At 72.6% G+C, this 20,884-nt stretch carries 21 protein-coding genes and 3 pseudogenes; 14 read left to right on the top strand and 10 right to left on the bottom strand.

Annotated elements, in window-relative coordinates; all coding sequences use genetic code 11:
* Positions 1–358 precede the first annotated feature (358 nt).
* Positions 359–1,540, bottom strand: a complete 1,182-nt coding sequence (locus IPT68_RS10840; RefSeq protein ID WP_228040366.1) for a tyrosine-type recombinase/integrase — start codon at positions 1,538–1,540, stop codon at positions 359–361.
* Between the two features lie 76 nt (positions 1,541–1,616).
* Positions 1,617–1,814 carry a MazG-like family protein gene (locus tag IPT68_RS10835; protein ID WP_189697090.1) on the bottom strand — a complete coding sequence of 66 codons (198 nt, stop codon included), beginning with the start codon at positions 1,812–1,814 and terminating at the stop codon, positions 1,617–1,619.
* 228 nt (positions 1,815–2,042) lie between these two features.
* On the opposite strand from IPT68_RS10835, the gene IPT68_RS10830 reads away from it, so the two are divergent.
* The 4 genes and pseudogenes from IPT68_RS10830 to IPT68_RS10820 all read left to right on the top strand — a co-directional run bounded on the left by IPT68_RS10830 (position 2,043) and on the right by IPT68_RS10820 (position 5,082).
* On the top strand, positions 2,043–2,456 hold the full coding sequence (locus IPT68_RS10830; protein WP_189696858.1) for an SRPBCC family protein: 414 nt from the start codon (positions 2,043–2,045) through the stop codon (positions 2,454–2,456).
* A gap of 93 nt (positions 2,457–2,549) precedes the next feature.
* A pseudogene (locus IPT68_RS33955) lies at positions 2,550–2,780 on the top strand (hypothetical protein); the annotation flags it as partial.
* A gap of 77 nt (positions 2,781–2,857) precedes the next feature.
* Complete coding sequence (locus IPT68_RS10825) at positions 2,858–4,555, top strand: RecQ family ATP-dependent DNA helicase (protein ID WP_189696859.1); 1,698 nt, start codon at positions 2,858–2,860, stop codon at positions 4,553–4,555.
* A gap of 179 nt (positions 4,556–4,734) precedes the next feature.
* Positions 4,735–5,082 (top strand): hypothetical protein, encoded by a 348-nt coding sequence (locus IPT68_RS10820; protein ID WP_189696860.1) that lies wholly within the window; start codon positions 4,735–4,737, stop codon positions 5,080–5,082.
* 180 nt (positions 5,083–5,262) lie between these two features.
* On the opposite strand, the gene IPT68_RS10815 is transcribed toward IPT68_RS10820, so the two are convergent.
* Positions 5,263–5,730, bottom strand: coding sequence for an Asp23/Gls24 family envelope stress response protein (locus IPT68_RS10815; RefSeq protein WP_189696861.1), 468 nt, complete (start codon positions 5,728–5,730; stop codon positions 5,263–5,265).
* A gap of 200 nt (positions 5,731–5,930) precedes the next feature.
* Entirely contained in the window at positions 5,931–6,479 is a 549-nt protein-coding gene (locus IPT68_RS10810) for a DoxX family protein (protein ID WP_189696862.1), read from the bottom strand.
* A 127-nt stretch (positions 6,480–6,606) separates the two neighbouring features.
* On the opposite strand from IPT68_RS10810, the gene IPT68_RS10805 reads away from it, so the two are divergent.
* Both IPT68_RS10805 and IPT68_RS10800 read left to right on the top strand, forming a co-directional pair.
* A complete protein-coding gene (locus tag IPT68_RS10805) occupies positions 6,607–6,933 on the top strand; it encodes a nuclear transport factor 2 family protein (RefSeq protein ID WP_189696863.1) in 327 nt (108 codons plus the stop codon).
* 57 nt (positions 6,934–6,990) lie between these two features.
* Positions 6,991–7,977: an aldo/keto reductase gene (locus IPT68_RS10800; protein ID WP_189696864.1), complete on the top strand. Its 987-nt coding sequence runs from the start codon at positions 6,991–6,993 to the stop codon at positions 7,975–7,977.
* Positions 7,978–8,246: 269 nt separating this feature from the next.
* Here the strand turns inward: IPT68_RS10800 and IPT68_RS10795 are convergent, their stop codons facing one another.
* Positions 8,247–9,002, bottom strand: a complete 756-nt coding sequence (locus IPT68_RS10795; RefSeq protein ID WP_189697071.1) for an SDR family oxidoreductase — start codon at positions 9,000–9,002, stop codon at positions 8,247–8,249.
* Between the two features lie 170 nt (positions 9,003–9,172).
* Here IPT68_RS10795 and IPT68_RS10790 point away from each other — a divergent pair, with 170 nt between their 5' ends.
* Positions 9,173–10,813 (top strand): alkaline phosphatase D family protein, encoded by a 1,641-nt coding sequence (locus IPT68_RS10790; protein ID WP_189696865.1) that lies wholly within the window; start codon positions 9,173–9,175, stop codon positions 10,811–10,813.
* Here the strand turns inward: IPT68_RS10790 and IPT68_RS10785 are convergent.
* The gene (locus IPT68_RS10785; RefSeq protein ID WP_189696866.1) at positions 10,800–11,837 is read right to left on the bottom strand and encodes a Gfo/Idh/MocA family protein; all 1,038 of its coding nucleotides are present in this window, start codon (positions 11,835–11,837) and stop codon (positions 10,800–10,802) included. The two genes, IPT68_RS10790 and IPT68_RS10785, sit on opposite strands and share 14 nt — an antisense overlap.
* Positions 11,838–11,948: 111 nt before the next feature.
* Between IPT68_RS10785 and IPT68_RS10780 the strand changes: the two genes are divergently transcribed.
* From IPT68_RS10780 to IPT68_RS10770, 3 genes and pseudogenes are all read left to right on the top strand, one after another.
* The gene (locus IPT68_RS10780) at positions 11,949–13,280 is read left to right on the top strand and encodes a multidrug effflux MFS transporter (RefSeq protein ID WP_189696867.1); all 1,332 of its coding nucleotides are present in this window, start codon (positions 11,949–11,951) and stop codon (positions 13,278–13,280) included.
* The gene (locus tag IPT68_RS10775) at positions 13,193–14,407 is read left to right on the top strand and encodes a serine hydrolase domain-containing protein (RefSeq protein ID WP_373300509.1); all 1,215 of its coding nucleotides are present in this window, start codon (positions 13,193–13,195) and stop codon (positions 14,405–14,407) included. Before IPT68_RS10780 ends, IPT68_RS10775 begins: the two co-directional genes overlap by 88 nt.
* Positions 14,408–14,436: 29 nt before the next feature.
* A pseudogene (locus IPT68_RS10770) lies at positions 14,437–15,443 on the top strand (small ribosomal subunit Rsm22 family protein).
* On the opposite strand, the gene IPT68_RS10765 reads toward IPT68_RS10770, so the two are convergent.
* Positions 15,413–15,598, bottom strand: coding sequence for a DUF6243 family protein (locus IPT68_RS10765; RefSeq protein ID WP_407699464.1), 186 nt, complete (start codon positions 15,596–15,598; stop codon positions 15,413–15,415). The pseudogene IPT68_RS10770 and the gene IPT68_RS10765 sit on opposite strands and share 31 nt — an antisense overlap.
* 173 nt (positions 15,599–15,771) lie before the next feature.
* On the opposite strand from IPT68_RS10765, the gene IPT68_RS10760 reads away from it, so the two are divergent.
* Both IPT68_RS10760 and IPT68_RS10755 read left to right on the top strand, forming a co-directional pair.
* Positions 15,772–16,437 (top strand): TetR/AcrR family transcriptional regulator, encoded by a 666-nt coding sequence (locus tag IPT68_RS10760; RefSeq protein ID WP_189696870.1) that lies wholly within the window; start codon positions 15,772–15,774, stop codon positions 16,435–16,437.
* Between the two features lie 150 nt (positions 16,438–16,587).
* Positions 16,588–17,325, top strand: a complete 738-nt coding sequence (locus IPT68_RS10755) for a bifunctional DNA primase/polymerase (RefSeq protein ID WP_189696871.1) — start codon at positions 16,588–16,590, stop codon at positions 17,323–17,325.
* A gap of 18 nt (positions 17,326–17,343) precedes the next feature.
* Here IPT68_RS10755 and IPT68_RS10750 read toward each other — a convergent pair whose 3' ends face one another.
* Both IPT68_RS10750 and IPT68_RS10745 read right to left on the bottom strand, forming a co-directional pair.
* A complete protein-coding gene (locus IPT68_RS10750; protein ID WP_189696872.1) occupies positions 17,344–18,345 on the bottom strand; it encodes a hypothetical protein in 1,002 nt (333 codons plus the stop codon).
* A 100-nt stretch (positions 18,346–18,445) separates the two neighbouring features.
* Positions 18,446–18,667, bottom strand: a pseudogene (locus IPT68_RS10745) (ATP-binding cassette domain-containing protein); the annotation flags it as partial.
* 371 nt (positions 18,668–19,038) lie between these two features.
* Here IPT68_RS10745 and IPT68_RS10740 point away from each other — a divergent pair.
* Entirely contained in the window at positions 19,039–19,710 is a 672-nt protein-coding gene (locus tag IPT68_RS10740) for a PhzF family phenazine biosynthesis protein (RefSeq protein WP_189696873.1), read from the top strand.
* Between the two features lie 97 nt (positions 19,711–19,807).
* Entirely contained in the window at positions 19,808–20,020 is a 213-nt protein-coding gene (locus IPT68_RS10735; protein WP_189696874.1) for a hypothetical protein, read from the top strand.
* An 88-nt stretch (positions 20,021–20,108) separates the two neighbouring features.
* On the opposite strand, the gene IPT68_RS10730 is transcribed toward IPT68_RS10735, so the two are convergent.
* Positions 20,109–20,756, bottom strand: coding sequence for a biliverdin-producing heme oxygenase (locus IPT68_RS10730; RefSeq protein WP_189696875.1), 648 nt, complete (start codon positions 20,754–20,756; stop codon positions 20,109–20,111).
* Between the last annotated feature and the right edge of the window lie 128 nt (positions 20,757–20,884).

Genomic DNA, 20,884 nt, shown 5'->3' with positions numbered 1-20,884 from the left:
CCGCAAGCGGGGACGACGCATCGCTCAGGCCTGGCGTGGAACCTCCGGTTGCGTCGCGGGACAAAGGTCTGGTCGAACTCTGTTTCCGTCAGTTTGGACGCGCGGTAATCGATGTTGCAGCTTCCACAGTACGTCGGCCCCTCGGTCGGGGAGTCGCAGAGAGGATGACGGCAGCGTCGAGATCCAGTGAGCGGGTTGTCCAGGTCTCCGACGAACAGCAGATCGTGAGGATTCCATTCACCGGGCCTCCAGCACATGTCGATGGCGTGCTGAAGCCAGGTGTTCCAGGACCGGAGCAGGTGATCATCAGTCGGCAGAGCCGCGACGCCTACGTTCCTCGCCGACTTGGCCCTGTCATTCACCGCTGTGCGGCCCTTCGCATCTCCGAGACCGCCGTCACAGCGTCCCGTTTTTCCTGGTCGCTGGCGTGCAGGTAGATCTCCATCGACTGCTCGCTGACATGCCCGAGCAGGTCCTGCACCACATGACGCTGCTTGCCCTGGCGAATCCACCGCGTCGCGGCCGAGTGCCGGAACATGTGCGGCCGTGTGGCGAAGCCCGCCCGTTTGGCAAGCCGCGCGAACAAGTCGTACGTGGCTTGGTATTTCATCGGCGAACCCAAAGGCCCACGGAACAGGTTGACGAATGTCATGTCGCAGGACGCGGCCTCGGGCACGGCCTCCCGTTCCCACTGGTAGTCGGCGTAGAGACCGACCAGGCTGTCGCTGACCGGGACCGACCGAGGCTGCCGCGACTTGGCCAGGGCTCCGTTGGAGTTCTGGCGACGGCGCACATGGATATGAGGACCGACCGTGCGGCACCCGAGCGTCGCCGAGTTCGACAGCAGATGCATGTCCTCCCGTCGCAGACCCAGGGCTTCCCCGATGCGCACACCTGTTTCTGCCAGGAGCGTCACCAGGAACCGGTCGCGAGAGTGGCATGTGAGGTCGATGATGCGGAGGATCTGCTCGTCGGTCAGGTACTCGTAGCCGGAGATGGCGACTTTGAACTTCAGCTTCCGTGCACGCACAGTGCGGTACTGATCGTCCTCACCGGCGTTGTAACCGGTCGGCATGTGGTGGAGGAGCCTCGGCTCGGTCAGCAGAGCGATCAATTCTGCGGCGACCCACCCGTGCAGGGAGCAGTGCCTGAGGAACTGGCATGTGGTGGTCATGATCGCGTTCGCGGTCTTCTTGCTGCGGTGCCGGGGCTCGGCGAGCACCCTCTGACTCCTGGCCGGCAGGGGTTCGTCAACCAGCCAGTGCAGGAACTGAGCAAGCTGCACGACGGTGGGTGCCGCCCAACAGATACCGATCTCCGCACAGTAGGACAGGTACAGCGCCACCCGGCCCGCGTAGCTGCGCAGGGTATTGACGGATGCGTCCTCCCGGGAGGCCAGCGCGGTCAGGTACGAAGTCGCCTCAGGGTGGATCTCGTAGTCCTTGCTGATGACGATCCACGTCGTTGCCTCATCGGAGGGCCTGATGGCCTTCTCAGCCCGGTAGGCGCGGGGCTTGGAAGAGGGTCTGGCTGACGTCACTGAAGTCCCCCAAGATAGTTGTCTGTCACGGAGAGAACGCGCAAACGTCACTTAGGTAACTGAACTTCAGGACTTACTAGAGATAACAGGTGTGGCTCACGCCCTTGCGGGGGTTGGTGCCGGTGACCCCGATCAGGGCCTGGGCCGCCTCGCCGAACTCCTCGCCGATCTTCAGCACCTGGAGGACGGAGCGCTGCTCCGGGGGGATGTGGGCGTTCGCCCGGTCGAAGAAGGCGGCCAGTTCGGCCGTCGTGTCCCAGGCAGCGCTGTCCATGGTGATCCCTTCCAGTGGCCTCGTGCGAGCCGTCGCGTGAACGGACTCACGGAACAACGGACTCACGGAACAACGAACTAACGGAGTAACGGGTGAACGCGGCTCCGGTGACCTGTGGAGCCGATTCGCGGGTCATGTCGCTGGGTACCCGGCATGTCCACGCACCGGCAGCCCGCGACCGGGGCTCGCGTCCCAGTCGTACGACACCCAGCCGAGGACAGTACCGCCATGACCGAGTACGAACGTTCACGCACGATGCCCGCCCAGCCCGAGCAGGTCTTCGACGAGGTCGCCAACGTAGGGAGGCTGGACACCTGGCTGCCCGAGGATCTGCACGTGCAGGCCGAGGACCTGCCCGCCGTCACCGTGCACGAGGACCGGAGGGACGAGGACACCGAGGCCCTGCTGCGCGCCCAGCGAGACCAGATGCGGCTCGAGTGGGGCACCCGCGAGCAGGGAAGTTACGCCGGCTGGCTCCAGGTGGCCGGGATCGGGGCCGGAGCCAGTGAGGTGACGGTGCACCTGTCGTTCTTCGACGACAGCCACGACCCGGGTGCGCAGATCGTGCGCAACGCCCTGGACTCCAGCCTGCAGCGCCTGGAGGAGCAGGTGCGGCTGCGCGTCGAGCACGCGGCCGGCTGAACCGGCGGGCACGCACGCACATGGCACGCGCCGAGCAGTAACCCCGTCGCCGCCTCCGGGCAGGGGACCGACGAGGAGAAGGGCCGCCGCCGGCTGCCCTCCGGTGAGGAGCACGCCTGGCAGCCGGGCATGGACCAGACCGTCTGCGGGCTGTCCCTCAGCCGCTCCCGGCTGATCCGCTTCCCGCACGTCGCATGGCCGGACACCTTCCCGGAGTCCGGGGGCGCCGCGGACGAGGTGCGGCGGCAGTGTCCGCGCCGCGCCTCGGTCGCCGGACGCCGCGGCACCGACGCCCGCCCACGGTGGCGCCGCGTGCATCCGCGTGGTCGCGCCCGGTCGGCCCTTCGGATGCGGCCGGCGTACCGATGGAGACGGACGGCAAAAGGGGGTAGTCGGGCCCCATGAGTGATCCCCGTGACCCGGACCGGCTGCGGCAGGCCGCCGAAGAGGTGTTCGGTTGGCGAGAGCTGCGGCCGGGACAGCTGACCGCGATGGAAGCGGTGACGGCGGCCCGCGACACGCTGGTGGTCATGCCGACCGGCGCGGGCAAGTCGGCGGTGTACCAGGTGGCGGCGCTGCTGCTGCCCGGACCGACCGTCGTCGTCTCCCCGCTCATCGCCCTGCAGCGGGACCAGATCGCCGGCCTGCTGAGCCACCGGGCCCCGGACGCCGTCGCCGTCAACTCGGCGCAGCCGGCCGGGGAGACGGCGGCCGCCTGGGACGCGGTGCAGCACGGCGACGCCGAGTACCTGTTCCTCTCGCCCGAGCAGCTCACCAAGGACGAGGTGGTCGAACGCCTGGCCCGCGCCGAGCCCTCCCTGTTCGTCGTGGACGAGGCGCAGTGCGTGGCTTCCTGGGGCCACGACTTCCGCCCCGACTACCTGCGCCTGGCCCAGGCCGTCCGGCGGGTGGGCAGGCCCACGGTCCTGGCCCTGACGGCCACGGCCGCGCCGCCGGTGCGCGAGGAGATCGTCCAGCGGCTGGAGATGGCGGACCCCGCACTGGTCGTCGCCGGTTTCGACCGGCCGAACATCGCCCTGGAGGTGCGCCGCTTCCAGGACGACGCGGACAAGCGCCGGGCGGTGGTGGAGCGGGCCGCGACGGAGCCCAAGCCCGGCATCGTGTACGCCGCCACCCGCAGGGACGCGGAGGAGTACGCGGCCGAGCTCGCAGGGCTGGGCCTGTCGGCCGCCGCGTACCACGCCGGGCTGGCCGGTGGGGAGCGTTCCCGGGTGCACGACGCCTTCCTGTCCGGCGATGCCGACGTGATCGTCGCCACCTCGGCTTTCGGCATGGGCATCGACAAGGAGGACGTACGGTTCGTGCTGCACGCCTCCGTGCCCGGTTCGCTCGACGCCTACTACCAGGAGATCGGACGTGCCGGCCGCGACGGCGCCCCGGCGGTCGCCGTCCTCCACTACCGGCCGCAGGACAGCGCCCTGCAGCGTCTCTTCGCCACGCGCGCACCCGACGAGGAGACCCTCGGCGAGGTCGCGCGGCGGATCGACGAGCACAGCGGTCCGGTCGGGCTGGCCGACGTCGGTGAACGGACGGACCTGTCACGCCGGCGTGTGACCGCCGCGGCCAACCTGCTGGAGCAGGCGGGAGCCGTGCGCACCGACGCCGAGGGGCGGGTGCGGTCCGTCCCCGGCGTGACGGCCGACGAGGCCGCCGCGCACGCCGCGGAGGTGGCGGAGGCCCGCAGACGGCTGGAGCGGTCGAGGCTGGAGATGGTGCTGGGATACGCAGAGACGACGGGCTGCCGTCGCCGCTTCCTCCTCGGCTACTTCGGTGAGCCCTACGAAGCCCCCTGCGGCGCCTGCGACGTCTGCCGCGACGACGGCTCACCCGCCGCTGCCGAGGGCACGGTCGTCGAGGGAGCGGGGGACACGGGCGACGCCCCGTCGGCCCATCCGGCCGCCGCCTCGTTCCCGGCGGGGACGCCGGTGCGGCACAGCGAGTGGGGCGACGGCACGGTGATGAGCGAGGAGGGCGACCGGATCACCGTCCTGTTCGAGTCCATGGGCTACCGGACCCTGTCCCTGGCCGCGATCGCCGGCAAGGGGCTGCTCAGCGAGCGGGCGGAGACGGCGGACTGACGTGCGGGGAGGGCGACTCCGTGCCCGGGGACGGGCTCCCGACGAACCCCCGGACCCCGTCGGCGCCGGGCACGCGCCGTTCATCCCCCGTTCGACCGGCGCCAGTCCGGGCAGACGCAAGGAGACGCACCCTTCGTGCGACGGACGAGCGACGAGCGACAAGAGGCGAGGAGGATGCCATGGGGCAGGCGACCGGGAGGATGCGGCCGGAGCAGCGGATCGGCATCCGGACGTACGGAGAGGTCGACTCGGCGCTCAGCGGCCTGGTGGCGCGGCACGCGGGCAGCCCGCAGTTCTCGGCCGGGGAGGCGGTGGCCCTGGAGTGGGCGCTGGGGCGTGCCCCCCGCTCGCCGATCACCGGTGTGGGCGCCCGCGGCGCGCCGGACCTGCAACTGCTGACCGCCGAGGCCGACGCGACGGTCGTACGCCTGGAGGACCCCACCACTCCGGCGGGCAACCGTGACTACTTCCAGGGCGTGTACGGCGCCCTGGCCTGGCTCTGCGGCCTGCGCGGCCAACTCGTCTGAGCCGACGCGCGCACACGGAGGCCCGTAGGCGGGGCCTCGCGGGGGCTCCTTGGCGGCGCACGGACGCTCGTCCGCGCAGCAGCCGGCTCGCGGCGGACGCGCGTGTCCAGGGCCTCTGGGCCCGCGCGTGGGCGCGTGGGCCCTCGCGGGACGACGTAGGCGGCGCGCGGGTGCGTGTGGCTACTGCACCCGGCCCGTCGGCGCCTCCTCGCCCTCCGGTTCCTCGTCCGGGAGGTGGACGTCGCCGACCGCGATGTTGACCTCGACGACCTCCAGGCCGGTCATCCGCTCGACCGAGGTGATGACGTTCTCCCGCACATCGGCGGCGACGTCGGTGATGGACAGCCCGTACTCCACGACGACATCGAGATCGACGGCGCACTGCCGCTCGCCCACCTCGACCTTGACGCCGCTGGTGACGCTGGCCCGCCGGCCGGGGACCCGTTCGCGCACCGCGCCCATCGTGCGGGCGAGGCCGCCGCCGAGCGCGTAGACGCCGGGCACCTCACGCGCGGCCATTCCGGCGATCTTCGCCACGACGTCGTCCGCGATGGTGGTCCTGCCCCGGGTGCCGGGGTCGGTCCCGCCTCTGCGCGCGTTCGCGCCGGGTTCGGTGGTGCGGACCGCCGCACCGGTCGTCTCCGTCATGTCCAACCCGCCTCCTCCGGGCGCGCAGCGACCCGCTCACAGGAGGCCCGCCGCAACGCTCATGCCTCTTCTCCAGCGTGCCCCCGCCCCACCGGGCCCGCCACCGCTGGCCCGCCCGGCACCGACCTCCGGGACGACCTCACGGGACGGCCTCCCGGGACCCGCTCGCGGCCCGTGAAGGACCGCCAGAGCCCGTTCCCTCACTCCTCGAACAGCGTCTGCTCCCCACCCGGCTCCGCCGCCTGACGCACCTGCTTGTTCCGCATCCCCACGACCGCCGTCGTGACGGCCGCCGCCACGCCCAGGGCCACCGGGACCATCCAGTCGCGGTTCAGCACGTTCCCGAAGGCGTGGTCGAGGGAGAGGCGGCCGGGGCCGGCGACCGCGATCCCGGTCGCGGCCAGGCCGAGGAGGGCGGCGTGCTCGTAGCCGCCCTGCTCGTTGAAGAAGCCGGCCGGGGCGTGCACCGCCGTCGCGCCCGCCATCCCGCCGGCCGCCGCCGCTCCCGCCGCCGGGGTGGCGAGCCCCGCCGCCAGCAGGGCCCCGCCGCCCCACTCGGCGAGCCCGGCGGCCGTGGCGCTCACCTTGCCGGGCCGGTATCCGACGGACTCCATGAACTGCCCGGTCCCCTCGATCCCGGCCCCGCCGAACCAGCCGAACAGCTTCTGTGCGCCGTGCGCCGCCAGCACCCCGCCGGTGCCCAGCCGGAGCAGCAGTAGACCCAGATCACGTCGGTCGTAGCACGTCATGATGTCTCCCGGTGCAGTTCGGGTGCAGAAGTGGACTTCACTCCACCGTCGCAGCTCGCCACCCGCCCGGCCCTCCCGGGCAGCCGTTCGGGTGGCGGGGCGCCGGGACGCGGTGTGAGGTGACCGTATGACGATTCAGACGGCCAAGCTGAGTGACCCGGCGGTCCGCGCCTTCGTCACCGCTGTCAACTCCCACGACCGCGAGGGCTTCATGACCCTCCTCGCACCCGGCGCGACCATGGCCGACGACGGTGCCGACCAAGACCTCGCCGACTGGATCGACCAGGAGATCTTCTCCTCCCACGGTCACATCGAGGTCGACAACGAGTCCAACGGCGGCCGCTCCCTCATCGCCCGCTACCGCAACGACACCTGGGGGGAGATGCGCACACGCTGGACGTTCTCCGTCGACGACGACGGCAGGATCACCCGGTTCGAGACCGGGCAGGCGTGAGCCCGCGGGCGCCCGGCCTTGTGCTGAAGCGCACTTCACCTCCTAGCCTCACCGGGCATGGAGACCACCAGAACACTCGGGCGCAGCGGCATCGGGATCAGTGCTCTCGGCTTCGGCTGCTGGGCGATCGGCGGTGAGTGGACGGACCCGGACGGGCGGCCACTGGGCTGGGGCAGGGTCGACGACGAGGAGTCCGTGCGGGCGATCCGGCGCGCCCTCGACCTCGGCGTCACCTTCTTCGACACCGCCGACACCTACGGCGCCGGCCACAGCGAACGGGTCCTCGCCCGCGCCCTCGGCAAGCGCCGCGCCGATGTCGTCGTCGCCACCAAGTGGGGCAACGTCTTCGACGAGGAGACCCGCACCCTCACCGGCGGCGACGACTCCCCGGCGTACGCCCGCCGCGCGCTGACCGCCTCCCTGCGCCGCCTGGACACCGACCACGTCGATCTCTACCAGCTGCACCTGTCCGACGCCGATCCGGACCGGGCTGCCGAACTGCGCGACGCGTGTGAGGAGTTCGTGCGGGAAGGGCTGATCCGGGCGTACGCCTGGAGCACCGACGACCCCGCTCGCGCCGCCGTCTTCGCCGAGGGCGCGCACTGCGCCGCCGTGCAGCACCGCCTCAACGTCCTGCAGGACGCGCCCGACATGCTCGCCCTGTGCGCGCGGTCGGGGCTCGCGAGCATCAACCGCAGCCCGCTGGCGATGGGGCTGCTGACCGGGAAGCGGGCCGCCGGGCAGCCCCTCGAGACGGGGGACATCCGCAGCGCGCCGCCCGCCTGGCTGCCGGGTTTCGCCGCGGGCACGGGCGCCGACCCGCGGTGGACGCGGCGGGTCGACGCGCTGCGGGACGTCCTGACCTCGGGCGGCCGTACGCTCGCGCAGGGCGCCCTCGCCTGGATCTGGGCGCGCAGTGCCGACACCGTTCCGATCCCCGGCTTCCGTACGGTCGCCCAGGCCGAGGAGAACGCGGGCGCGCTCGCCAAGGGACCGCTGACCGCGGGGCAGATGGCCGATATCGACGCCGTCCTGGTGCGGTGAGCCCGGAAGGGCTGTGAACGCGGCAGCCGTTCCACGGCCGACCGGTCCGTACCTCGCGGTCCCGCGCGCGGTCCCCCCTCCGGTCGCCGTGGAGCGGCTGCCGCCCTCCCCCAGGGTGTGGCCGACGGGAGCTCGACGCTCCAAGTGTGAAGCCCCTGTGTGGAGTTCCTGTGGAGGAGAGTCGAGCATAAGCGCCCCACCGGCGGTGATGGGGCGGACGGTTGAACTCCGCTTGTGCAGGTTGACCGTTCACCCTTTTCGTGGCCGTCTCAGCCGCGCCCGACGTACGGCATCGTCGTCGCCGGCACGGTCGCGAACTGCACGTTCGCCTCCAGCGGCAGCTCCGCCATGTGCCGCACCGTGCGCGCCACGTCCGCGACGTCCATCACCGGCTCCGGCGCCGTCTCGCCGTTCGCCTGCAGGGCGCCGGTCTGCATCGCCCTCGTCATGTCGGTCGCCGCGTTGCCGATGTCGATCTGCCCGACCGCGATCCGGTACGGCCGCCCGTCCAGCGACAGCGACTTGGTCAGGCCGGTCAGCGCGTGCTTGGTGGCGGTGTAGGCGACGGAGTGCGGGCGCGGCGCGTGCGCCGAGATCGATCCGTTGTTGATGATCCGGCCGCCCTGCGGCTTCATCTGCCGGTACGCCGCCCGCGCGCACAGGAACGCCCCGTTGAGGTTGGTGTCCACCACGTGCCGCCAGGCGTCGTAGGCCAGTTCCTCGACCGGCACCCCGCCCGGCCCGAAGGTGCCCGCGTTGTTGAACAGCAGGTCCACCCGCCCGAACCGCTCGACGACCGCCGCGAACAGCGCGCTCACGTCGTGCTCCCGCGACACGTCGGTGCGCACGGCGAGACAGGCGCCCCCGGGCACCAGGGCCGCCGTCTCCTGGAGCGTCTCCACCCGGCGGCCCGCGAGCGCCACCGACCAGCCGGCGCGCAGCAGTTCCACGGCGACCGCGCGGCCGATGCCGGAGCCCGCGCCCGTCACCACCGCGATGTCGGACCGCCGCTCGGAAGTTTCCATGGCATTCATGGCCCAGCAGCGTAGGAGACGGTCCGCCATCCGGAACTCATGAGTGCGCCATGCGAGTGTTGTGTACGCGCCAGCCGTTGGTCGTCCCCGGCAACTCAAATGCCACCTGCATCCAACTGCCGCACATCGGCAGTTCGCCACGAACGCCAAGGGAGACCCGGATGACACCCGCAGCCCGTCAGCCCCAGCACGCCCCCGAACTGCGTGCCGCCGCCCGACACTTCGGCCGGCGCCGCTTCCTCACCGCCACCGGCGCGGCCGCCGCGCTCGCCTTCGCCGTCAACCTGCCCACCGCGGGCGTCGCCGGCGCCGCCGAACTCGACGCCGCGCGGATCGGCGACGACCCCTTCACCCTCGGCGTCGCCTCCGGTGACCCGCAGCCCACCTCGGTGCTGCTGTGGACCCGCCTCACCCCGGCCCCGTTCCAGCCCGACAGCGGACTGCCCGCCGAGCGCGTCACCGTGCACTGGGAGCTGGCCCGCGACGAGGACTTCCGCCGGCCCGTCAGACGCGGCACCGCCACCGCGCACCCCGAGTTCCACCACGCCGTGCACGTCGAGGTGGACCACCTGCAGCCCGGCCGCGTCTACTTCTACCGCTTCCGCGTCGGCCGCTGGATCAGCCCGGCCGGCCGCACCCGCACCGCGCCCGCCCCCTTCGACCAGGTCTCCGGGCTCACCCTGGCCGCCGTCTCCTGCCAGGCCTACCACGACGGCTACTTCACGGCGTACGGCCACCTCGCCCAGGAAGACGTCGACGTGGTCTTCCACCTCGGCGACTACCTGTACGAGTACGCCGTCAACTCCGTCGGCGGCTACCGCAACTACACCGACCGTGTCCTGCCGGCCCTCTTCAACCGCGAGACCGTGACCCTGGAGGACTACCGCCTGCGGTACGCCCTCTACAAGTCCGACCCCGACCTGCGCGCCGCGCACGCCGCGCACCCCTTCGTCGTCACCTGGGACGACCACGAGACCGAGAACAACTACGCGGACGACACCCCCGAGAACTCCGTCCCGCCGGAGGAGTTCCTGCTGCGCCGCGCCTCCGCCTACCGCGCCTACTGGGAGAACCAGCCGCTGCGCCGCCCGCAGCTGCCCGAGGGCCCGGACATGCAGCTCTACCGGCGGCTGCAGTGGGGCCGGCTCGCCCAGTTCGACGTGCTGGACACCCGGCAGTACCGCTCCGACCAGGCGTACGGTGACGGCTCCGACGTGCCCGGCCCCGAGGTCGACGACCCGACGCGCACCATGACCGGCGAGACGCAGGAGCGCTGGCTGCTCGACGGCTGGCGGCGGTCGCGGGCGCTGTGGAACGTCGTACCGCAGCAGGTCACCTTCGCCCAGCGGAAGTTCGACCTGACGGAGCCCTCGCGGGTGTCCATGGACGCCTGGGACGGCTACCGCGCCTCGCGCCGCCGGGTGCTGGACGGCGCGCAGGCGGCCGGCGTCGAGAACCTGATGGTGCTCACCGGTGACGTGCACGTCGGTTACGCCTTCGACATCAAGGACGACTTCGACGACCCGGCGTCGCGCACGCTGGGCACCGAGATCGTCGCCACGTCGATCACCAGCGGCCGGGACGGCTCGGACCGGCCCGCCAACTGGAACACGTACATGACCGCCAACCCGCACATGAAGTTCTACAACGGGCGGCGGGGCTACGTGACGGTCGCCCTGGGCCGGGAGCAGGCCCGCGCCGACTTCCGGACGGTGCCGTACGTGACCACGCCGGGGGCGCCGGTCACGACGGCCGCGTCCTTCGTCACCCAGGTGGGGGAGCAGGGGCTCACGCAGGTGTGAGTTCCGCTGTGGGGTCCTCCTCATGGGCCTCGCCCGGATAGCGGACGCCGACGCGGTCCCGGATCGCGTCGAGCGTCCGCATCACGGCGAGGGTGCCGTCGAGCGGGACCAGCGGGGACTCGGTCTCCCCGGCGCGCAGGGCCCGCATCACCTCGCGGGCCTCGTGCTTGAGGCTGTTGTGCGGGGCGCCGGCGGCCGGGTCGTGGACGAACTCCTCGGGTTCGCGGCCGTCGCGGTGCAGCACGAAACGGTCGGGGTTGAAGAAGCCGTGCGGGATGTCGATCCGGCCCTCGCTGCCGGTGACGGAGGCCACCACGGGCGTACCGCCCACGATGGAGCAGTGCACCGAAGCGAGAGCGCCGCCCTCCCAGGAGAGCAGTGCTCCCGTCTGGAGGTCGACGCCCTCTTCGGAGAGCACCGCTCTCGCGGCGATGTCCGAAGGCTCCCCGAGCAGCAGGTGCGCGAACGACACCGGATACACGCCCAGGTCCAGCAGCGCGCCCCCGCCCTGCAGCGGGTCCCGCAGCCGGTGCGACGGCGGGAACGGCCCCGACAGCCCGAAGTCCGCCTGCACGCTGCGCACCTCACCGACCGCCCCGTCATCGACCAGCGCCTTCAGCCGCCGCATCAGCGGGCTGCAGTACATCCACATCGCCTCCATCAGGAAGCGCCCCCCCTCGCGCGCCAGCGCGACCAGCTCCCCGGCCTCACGCACGTTCAGCGTGAACGGCTTCTCCAGCAGCACGTTGCGCCCCGCCGCCAGGCACAGCCCGGCGGCCGCCCGGTGCGCCACGTGCGGAGTGGCGACGTACACCACGTCCACGTCCTCGTCGTGCGCGAGCGCGTCCCAGTCGCCGTACGCCCGGGGGATGTCGAACCGCTCCGCGAACGCCTTCGCCGAGTCCGGACGCCGCGAGGCCACCGCCACCACGTCCGCGTCCGGCAGATCCACCAGATCCGCCGTGAACGCCGCCGCGATCCCGCCCGTCGCCAGGATTCCCCACCGCACGCTGTCCGCGCCCATTGCCGCCCCGCCCTCTTCTCGTTCGTTCTCGTTCGTTCTCGTTCGATGTCAGCAGGCACCGTGTTCGAACTGAGAGCATAGGTACCGGACTGCTCGGAGAGGGAGGGGCACATGCCCGAAGGGGCGCCGATACCGGATATGTCACAGGCGGCCGCGTCCGACACGCGGCCGCCCGTTCGTGCACAGCGCCGCACCGGCCTGTTCGTCACGCTCGTCCTCGGCGGACTGACCGCCACCCCGCCGCTGGCCATGGACATGTACCTCCCGGCGCTGCCGGAGGTCACCCGGTCGCTGCACGCCCCCGCCCCGACCGTGCAGCTCACCCTCACCGCGTGCCTGGCCGGCATGGCACTCGGCCAGCTGGTGGTCGGCCCGATGAGCGACCGCTGGGGCCGCCGCCGCCCGCTGCTCGCCGGACTCGCCGTGTACGTCGTCGCCACCGCGCTGTGCGCCCTGGCGCCCACCGTTGAGACCCTCGTCGCCTTCCGGCTGGCGCAGGGGCTCGCGGGCGCGGCCGGGATCGTGATCACCCGGGCCGTCGTCCGCGACCTGTACGACGGCATGGCGATGGCCCGCTTCTTCTCCACCCTGATGCTGATCTCCGGCGTCGCCCCGATCGTGGCGCCGCTGATCGGCGGGCAGATCCTGCGCGTGACGGACTGGCGGGGCGTGTTCGTCGTGCTCACCGTGCTCGGCGCGCTGCTCGCGGGCGTCGTGTGGGTCCGGCTCCCGGAGACGCTGCCCGCGAAGGAGCGGCACAGCGGCGGCGTCGGCGAGGCCCTGGGGGCGATGCGCCGCCTGCTGGCCGACCTCCGCTTCACCGGGTACATGCTCGCCGGCGGCTTCGCCTTCGCCGCGCTGTTCGCGTACATCTCGGCGTCGCCGTTCGTCGTGCAGGAGATCTACGGCGCCTCCCCGCAGACGTTCAGCCTGCTGTTCGGCCTGAACTCGATCGGCCTCGTGGTCGCCGGACAGATCAACGGCAAGGTGCTCGTCGGGCGGGTCCGCCTGGACCGTGTCCTGGCCGCCGGCCTGGGCATCGTCGTGCTGGCCGCGACCGCGCTGCTGCTGATGTCGCTCGGCGTCTTCGGCGAGGTCGGGCTCGCGCCCGTGGCCGGCGCGCTGTTCGTGCTGATGAGCGCGATGGGCATCACCCTGCCCAACACCCAGGCGCTCGCGCTGATGCGGGTGAGGCACGCGGCCGGGTCCGCGTCCGCCCTGCTCGGCACGTCGTCCTTCCTCATCGGCGCGATCGCCTCCCCGCTCGTCGGGATCGCCGGGGAACGCACCGCCGTTCCGATGGCCGTCGTCCAACTGGCCGCCGCGCTGGTGGCGACCGCCTGCTTCGTGGGAATGTGCCGTCCTTGGAACACCCGTGCGGGCAGCGAGGGTGGGGGTGCCCGCCGCTTTGGCGCGGCCGAGAGCCTGGGGGAGGAGAGCTGAGCGCGCCCAGACTGCGCACCGGCGCCCCGGAGCGAGCCGGCCTCGACCCCGGCGAGCTCCGCCGGCTGGTCCGCGAGGTCCGGCAGCTCACGACCGGTGAACGTCCGTGGGCGCCGGGCGTCGTCGTGGCCGCGGGCCGGGGCCCGGTGCTCGCGGTGCACGAGGCGGCCGGCCACGCGGTGCGCTACGCGGCCTACGACCCGGAGGCGGACGCGGGCGTGGAGCTGCCCGCCGCCGAACGCGTGCCGGTGACCGTCGACACCCCCTTCGACCTGGCCTCACTCACCAAACTCTTCACGGCCGTCGCCGCGGTGCAGCAGATCGAACGCGGCACGCTGGGCATCGACGGGCAGGTCGGCGCGTACCTCCCCGAGTTCCGGGCCGCCGCCCGGTACGGCATCACGGTCCGCGCCCTGCTCACCCACACGTCGGGCCTGCGCCCCGAACTGCCGCTGTACGACTGCGCGACCGACGCGCATCGCCTGGCCCTGCTGCGCTCGGAGGCCCCGACCGGCCCGCCGGGCGAGTACCGCTACTCGGACCTGAACCTGCTGCTCCTCCAGCACGTCCTCGAACGCGTCACCGGCCGTTCCCTGGACCTGCTGATCCACGACGGCATCACCCGGCCCCTGGGCATGACGTCGACCCGCTTCGGCCCGTGCCCCGACGCGGCCGCGACGGAGGACCAGCGCCGCCCGTGGGCGAAGGCCGACCGGGGCATGGTGCGCGGGGAGGTCCACGACGAGAACGCCTGGGTGCTGGGCGGGGTGGCCGGTCACGCGGGACTGTTCTCGACGGCCCGGGACCTGGCGGTGTTCTGCCGCGCCCTGCTGGCGGGCGGTTCGTACGGCCCGGCGCGCATCCTGGGCCCGGACTTCGTGGACCTGATGCTGACGCCGCCCGGGCTGGGCTTCGCGCTGGACCAGCGGTGGTTCATGGGGGAGCTGGCGGGCAGCGGAGCGGCCGGCCACACGGGCTTCACGGGCACCTCCCTGGTCGTGGACCGGGCGACGGACACCTTCCTGGTCCTGCTGGCGAACACGGTCCACCCCAGGCGCCGCACGCCCGACAGCAGGCCGCGGGCGCAGGCGGCGTCGCGGGTGGCCTGGGCGGTACGGGGCGTATGACCACGCCGGCGACCTGAGAGAATCGCACGGTGAACGCCCTCCTGACCCCCTCCGAGACGCTCCGCGCCGCCCTCGCCGGTCTCCTCGACGGGCTGCCGCCCCGGCAGGCCGCGCAGGCCGTGGAACGGCTGATCGCGAGCTACCGGGGGGCCACTCCGACCGACGCGCCGATCCTGCGGGACCGGGCGGACGTGGTCGCCTACGCCGCGTACCGGATGCCGGCCACCTTCGCGGCGGTCTCGGCGGCGCTGGGCGCGTTCGCGGACGCCGTGCCGGGCTGGGTGCCCGGTGGGCACGTGGACGTCGGGGGCGGCACGGGCGCCGCCACCTGGGCCGTCTCCGCCACCTGGGAAGGGACCCGCCCGGTCACCGTGCTCGACTGGGCCGAGCCCGCGCTGGCGCTGGGCCGGGAGATCGCCGCGGCCAACCCCGCGCTGCGGAACACCCGCTGGCAGCGCTCTCGTATCGGAGCGGCGCTCACCGTCGAGAGCACCGATCTCGTCACGGTGTCGTACGTGCTCAACGAGCTCACCGCCCCGGACCGCGCCGCCCTCGTCGACGCCGCCGCCTCCGCCGGCCAGGCCGTCGTGATCGTCGAACCCGGCACCCCCGACGGCTACGCCCGCGTCATCGAGGCCCGCGACCGCCTCGTCGCCGCCGGGTTCCACGTCGCCGCGCCCTGCCCGCACAGCGGCGCGTGCCCCATCGTCCCCGGCACGGACTGGTGCCACTTCGCGGCCCGGGTCAGCCGTTCCTCGCTGCACCGCCAGGTCAAGGGCGGCTCCCTCGCCTACGAGGACGAGAAGTTCGGCTACGTCGCCGCGACCCGCTTCCGCCCCACCCCGGCCCCTCCCGTGTCGTGCGCAAACCGCAGATCCGCAAGGGCCAGGTCCTGCTGGACCTGTGCGAGTCCGAGCCGCTGCTGCGCCGGACGACCGTCACCAAACGCCACGGCGACCTCTACAAGGCCGCCCGCGACGCCGACTGGGGCGATTCCTGGCCCCCTCAGTCGTTCGGCGGCGGGGCCCCCTCCTGAACCGGTGGCCGCCGTTCGGCGTGCCTCTCCCGGAGCCTGCGCAGCAGCTCCCGCTTCTGCGCCTCGGCGTCGGGGCCGCCGACCCGGCCGCCGCGGGCGCCGCCGCGCAGGGCCTCGCGGCCCAGCTTCCGGCGGGTGCCGCCGACTCCGAGCATGCTGCCTGCTCCGCCTCGGGTCATGGTGTGCCTCCTGACGAGTACGACGAGGTCTCCGCGGTCGGGTTGCCGCGGCACGGATCAGCTACTACACGAGACGTATCGTCTCGTCACAGTCGCCCTGTCAGCGTGCGGCGAGACGCACCGTCTTGTCAACCTGATAGATTCGCCGCATGGTCAAGAAGCCCGCCCCCGACACCACCCGCCGCAGCGAGAGGTCCCGCCGCGCGATCTACGACGCCGCCCTCGCGCTCGTCGGGGAAGTCGGCTACGCCAAGACCACCATCGAGGGCATCGCCGCCCGGGCCGGCGTGGGCAAGCAGACCATCTACCGGTGGTGGCCGTCGAAGGCGGACGTCCTCCTGGAGGCCTTCCTCGACCTCGGCGAGCAGGCCGCCGAACAGGCTGCCGAGGCTGCCGAGCGGGGCGCGGGGCAGGCCGCCGAGCAGGGCGCCCGGCCCGGCGCCGAGTACGGCATCCCCGACACCGGCGACCTCGGCGCCGACCTCAAGTTCGTCCTGCGCGCCACCGTCGACGAACTCCTCGACCCCAAGTTCGAGGCCCCGTCCCGCGCCCTGGCCGCCGAGGGCGTCGTCAACGAGCAACTCGGGCGCGAGTTCGTCGCCAAGCTCCTCGAACCCCAGCTCCAGCTCTACGTCCGGCGGCTGCGCTCGGCGCAGGACGCCGGTCACGTCCGCCCCGACGTCGACCCGCGCATCGCCCTGGAACTGTTCGTCTCCCCGCTCGCCCAGCGCTGGTTGCAGCACACGGGGCCGATCTCCCACGAGTACACCGACACCCTCGTCGACTACGCGCTGCACGGCCTCGCGCCACGATGACGGCATGTGACGCGCCGTCGCTTTGAGTGATCCACGGTGTGGAGTATGTCTCCTGCCCCCGGCCCCGGTTGGGGACTGCGGCCCCCCGGGGCGCAGGATGGTGGGACCATGGGTCATGCTGACCGTTCACCAGGCGAGGCGAGGGGATAGATGAGCGCGGAGTTCGGCGGCCGCTCCGGCCGGCAGGGCAAACTCTCCCAGTGGCTGCGTGGACGCCGCCCGAAGGAGGCCGCCGCCGACGGCGGCGGCAGGGAGGCCCTGCTCCTGGCCACCGCCGCCGCGGGACTGCCCCTGGCGCCCGCCGCGCATCCCGCCCCCGGCTACCGCTGTTCCTGTGACCGCGTCGGCTGTCCCACCCCCGCCCGGCATCCGGTGTCCTTCGCCTGGCAGACGCAGTCCACGACCGACCGCGCGCAGATCGAGCGCTGGGTCCGTCATCAGCCGCAGGCCAACTTCATCACCGCGACCGGCATGGTGCACGACGTGCTCGACGTACCGCTGGAGGCCGGGCGGGAGGCCCTGGACCGGCTGCTCGCCGCCGGCATCGAGGTCGGCCCGGTCGCCGTCAGCGACGACGGCCGGATGCTGTTCTTCACCCTCACCCGCGGCACCCCCGAGGAGGAGGACGAGTGGTGGCCGTGCGAACTCGACTGTCACCCCGAGACGATGGACGAGCATCCGGGCCTGCGCTGGCACTGCCGTGGCTCCTACGTCCTCGTCCCCCCGGCCCGGCTCCCCGGCGACGACCAGAGCGTGCACTGGGTGCGCGGTCCCGAACACCCGCTGCCCGACCCGCTGAGCCTGCTGGAAGTGCTCACGGACGCCTGCGCCCGGCACGCGGGCGCGGAGCCCGACCACGCGAGCGCGGCCTGGCCCCTGCGCCGCTGACGTCCCGCCCCGGCGGGCCTACTCGCCCTTGGCCGACGTCAGCCCCTGAATCCGGCCCAGCACCGTCACCTCCTGGCTGCCGGAGCCCTTCTTCGGGTCCAGTGCCACCTGGTTGGAGACGAACTCCATCGTCAGCGACTGCTTGATCTCGCCGGTCGTCAGCGCTTCCACGTCCGCGTTCGGCGTCGGCACCGACGTCCCCGCCGCGGCGGTCTGCTTCTCGTAGTGGTGTGTGGTGAAGAACACCAGCGCCCCGCCGTCCGCGGTGCGCAGCGCGACCGGGGCGTAGTCGCCGCCGGTCAGTGGCTCGTCGATGTACTGGGTGACCAGACCCGGCCGTTCCTTGTTCTTCTCCCGTTGCTGACGCCACGCGCTGGTGTGCGTGCCGGTCGCGAAACCGTCCCCGCCCTCGGCCAGGTAGGTCACGTAGTTCTTGCTCACATCGGCCACATTCATGGCGAACTCGGCGGATTCGACGGGCAGGGCCTCCGCCCAGCCGTCCTTGTCCTTCTTGAACTGCGGTACCTTTCCGGGCGCGACGAGGGTCAGATAGGACACCTCCCACCTGTCGGCCGACCCGTCCCGGGTGAACACCAGCAGCCAGCGCGCGTCACCGCCCCGGTTGGCCTTGGCGTCCGCGAGGAACCAGCGCGGCCAGCCCGCCTTCTTCGGGATGGTGTAGCGGACGTCGCTGAACTCCAGCGGCGCGTGGTTGGGGTTGCCGCCCGGGTTGTTGACGTGACCCGCCTTCAGCCGCGCCTCGTCGATGGCGGCCAGCGGCCCGGTGACATGGTCGGCGTCGAGCGAACTGTCGTAGGACTTGTCCGCCCTGTTGTACGCGCTCGTGAACTCCGCGAGCGCCTCGGCCGCCTCGTCCTCGGTCGCGCCCGGCAGCACCTCCCGCTCCCCGTGCACCACCACGCACCCGCTCGCCGTCAACGACAAAGCGGTCAACGAAGCGGCCACGAGCGCGCTCCGGTCCAGCCTGCGAAGCCTTCGAGGGCCGCGATCCGTGCTCATCGGGTCCTTTCCCCTTCCCCTTCCGGAGGCGAACCCTACCGGTGGGCCCGGTCGCGCGGACGGCCGGTCCGAGCACAGCGGCCACACCGTGACCCGGACTTCACGGCTCCCGCCGGGGAACGACCAGAACCGCCCCGGTCCGTGGATGGGGCAGCACCTCAACGACGGCGGTCGGTTCGTCGAGCGGCAACAGCGGTGCGCGCTGGGCGAGGACCCGGGCGAGGGCGACACGGGCGCGGTCGGCGCCGCTGAGCGCGGAGAAGGGCCGCAGGGCGAAGCCGGTCACCTCGGTCGCCGCCATGGCCGCGGCCACCGCCGCGTCGCGGGGCCGAGCAGGCCGCGGGCGACGGCGAGTTCACCGTCGCCGCCCCGACCGGCAGCTGCGACACCGGCGCCGGCACCCTCTCCGCCGCCTTCGACGGCGCGGTGAACTTCAGTGGCCCACAAGGAAGGGGACGAGTACGGCCTCGACCTCACCCTCAGCGACACCACCTCGGCGAGACGTCCCAGGACGCCACCCTGGTCGGCCGGGCGGTCTCGCCGCGACCGGCTCCGAGGTCCCCGTGGGCCCGCTGGGCGCGGCTGCCGCCGTGGCCGTCGCGGCGGGCGTGGGCGTGGTGGTGGTGCGCAGGCGGCGTACCGAGGCGTAGTCCGGCGACCGCCGCGCCGCGCCCGTGGTGCTTGAATGCCCGGGTGACTGACTACGACGTGCTGCGTGTCTTCTGCGCGGCCAACGGCGGGTACGGGACCGAACTGGGCGTCGTCCGTGACGGTTCGGTCATGCCCGGGCACGACGAACGGCAGGCGCTCGCGGAGAAGCTCGGCTTCGGCGAGACCGTGTTCGTGGACGACCCCGAGCGCGGCGTCATCGACGTCTACGCGCCGAGCGCGCGCCTGCCGTTCGCGGCGCACTCGTGCGTGGGCGCGGCCTGGCTGCTCGACGTGCCCGAACTGGTCACGCCCGCCGGGGTGGTGGGCGCCCGGCAGGACGGGGAGTTCAGCTGGATCGAGGCGCGGCCGGAGTGGTCCGGGCCGGGCGTCCTGCGCCAGTACGCCACCGCCGCCGAGGTGGACGACCTGCCGGTCCCGCCGCCGGCGGCGCCCGGCGCCTGCTCCGGGCAGCGGGGGAGGGTCTACGCCTGGGCCTGGGAGGACGAGGCGGCCGGGCGGGTACGGGCCCGTGGCTTCCCCGGCCGGGACGACGGCGACGAGGAGGACGAGGCGACCGGCGACGCCGCCCTGCTGCTCACGGCCCGGCTGGGCCGTGCGCTGAACATCGCGCAGGGCGCCGGGGCGCAGATCCTCACCGCTCCGCAGCCCCAGGGGTGGGTGGAGCTCGGCGGGCGGGTGCTGCTGGAGCGCTGACGCGACGAGCGTCCGTAAGGGTGGAACCGCGTGTGCCTGATGTGGGGAGCGGGGACCGATGGGCGTGACCACTCAGCAGCATCGCGAGAGGAGCCCCATGCGCATCCGATCCGCCCTGGCCGCGACCGTTCTGGCCGCCGCCCTGACCGCCACCGGCGCCGCGACGGCCGTCGCCTACGACAGCCACGGCCAGCGGGCCGTGTCCGACGAGCCCATCCCGTGCAGCCCGTACGAGGGCTCCATCGACACGGTGACCGCCGACCTCGAGTGGGCCGGCGCGCTCTGCCACAGGGGAGTCTTCGACTACTGAGCAGGACAAGCCGGCCGGCCGGCCCCGACCTGCCCCGGGTCCCTCTCGTCCGACGCGAGGGGGACCCGTCCCGTCGCCGCCGTCCCACTCACGCCGACAGCGGGAACTCCTCGCCCAGCGCCCGGAACACCGCCGTGTTCAGCGCGAACGCCTTCTTGCACTCCGCGACGATCCGCTGCTGCTCCAGCTCGTCCGCGTCGATGGCGTCCAGCAGCTCGCGGTAACCCCGCTTGAACGCCGCCGGGTTGCCGATGTCCTCGAAGACGTAGAAGCGGACGCCGTCGCCCTTCTTCGCGAAGCCCCATGTCCGCTCGGCCCTGTCGCGGATGATCTGGCCGCCGGAGAGGTCACCGAGGTAGCGGGTGTAGTGGTGGGCGACGTAGCCGGCCGGCCACACGCGCGCGCACTCCGCGACCCGGTCCGCGTACGTCCGGGTGGCCCGGAGGGCGGTGAGGCCCGCCCGCCAGTCCGCGCCGCGCAGGTGCTCCAGGTCCCGCTCCAGGGCGGGCAGCCGGAACAGCTCCGGCCGGACGAAGGGGCCCGCCACGGGGTCCGACGCCAGCCGGTCCGCGCCGGTCTCCAGGGCCTCGTACATGAACCACAGTTGTTCGGTGTAGCGCGCGTACGCCTCAACCCCCAGCCGGCCGCCGAGCAGATCGCTCATGAACGTCGAGGTCTCCGCCTCCATGTGCTGCTCGTGGGAAGCGGTGCGGAGGAGGGTGGAGAAGGAGTCCATGGGCCCAGCTTCTCTGGTTAGGCTAACCTAAGTCAACAGGGTTTCCGACGTGCTGTCGGTATCTTTGTACCCCGCATCCCCGTCCGCCGCACACGCAAGAAGGCCCGCCCTCCGAGGAGAGCGGGCCT

This window comes from Streptomyces chromofuscus (assembly GCF_015160875.1).
Taxonomy (GTDB): domain Bacteria; phylum Actinomycetota; class Actinomycetes; order Streptomycetales; family Streptomycetaceae; genus Streptomyces; species Streptomyces chromofuscus.
This window is presented reverse-complemented; position numbering and strand designations above follow the sequence as displayed.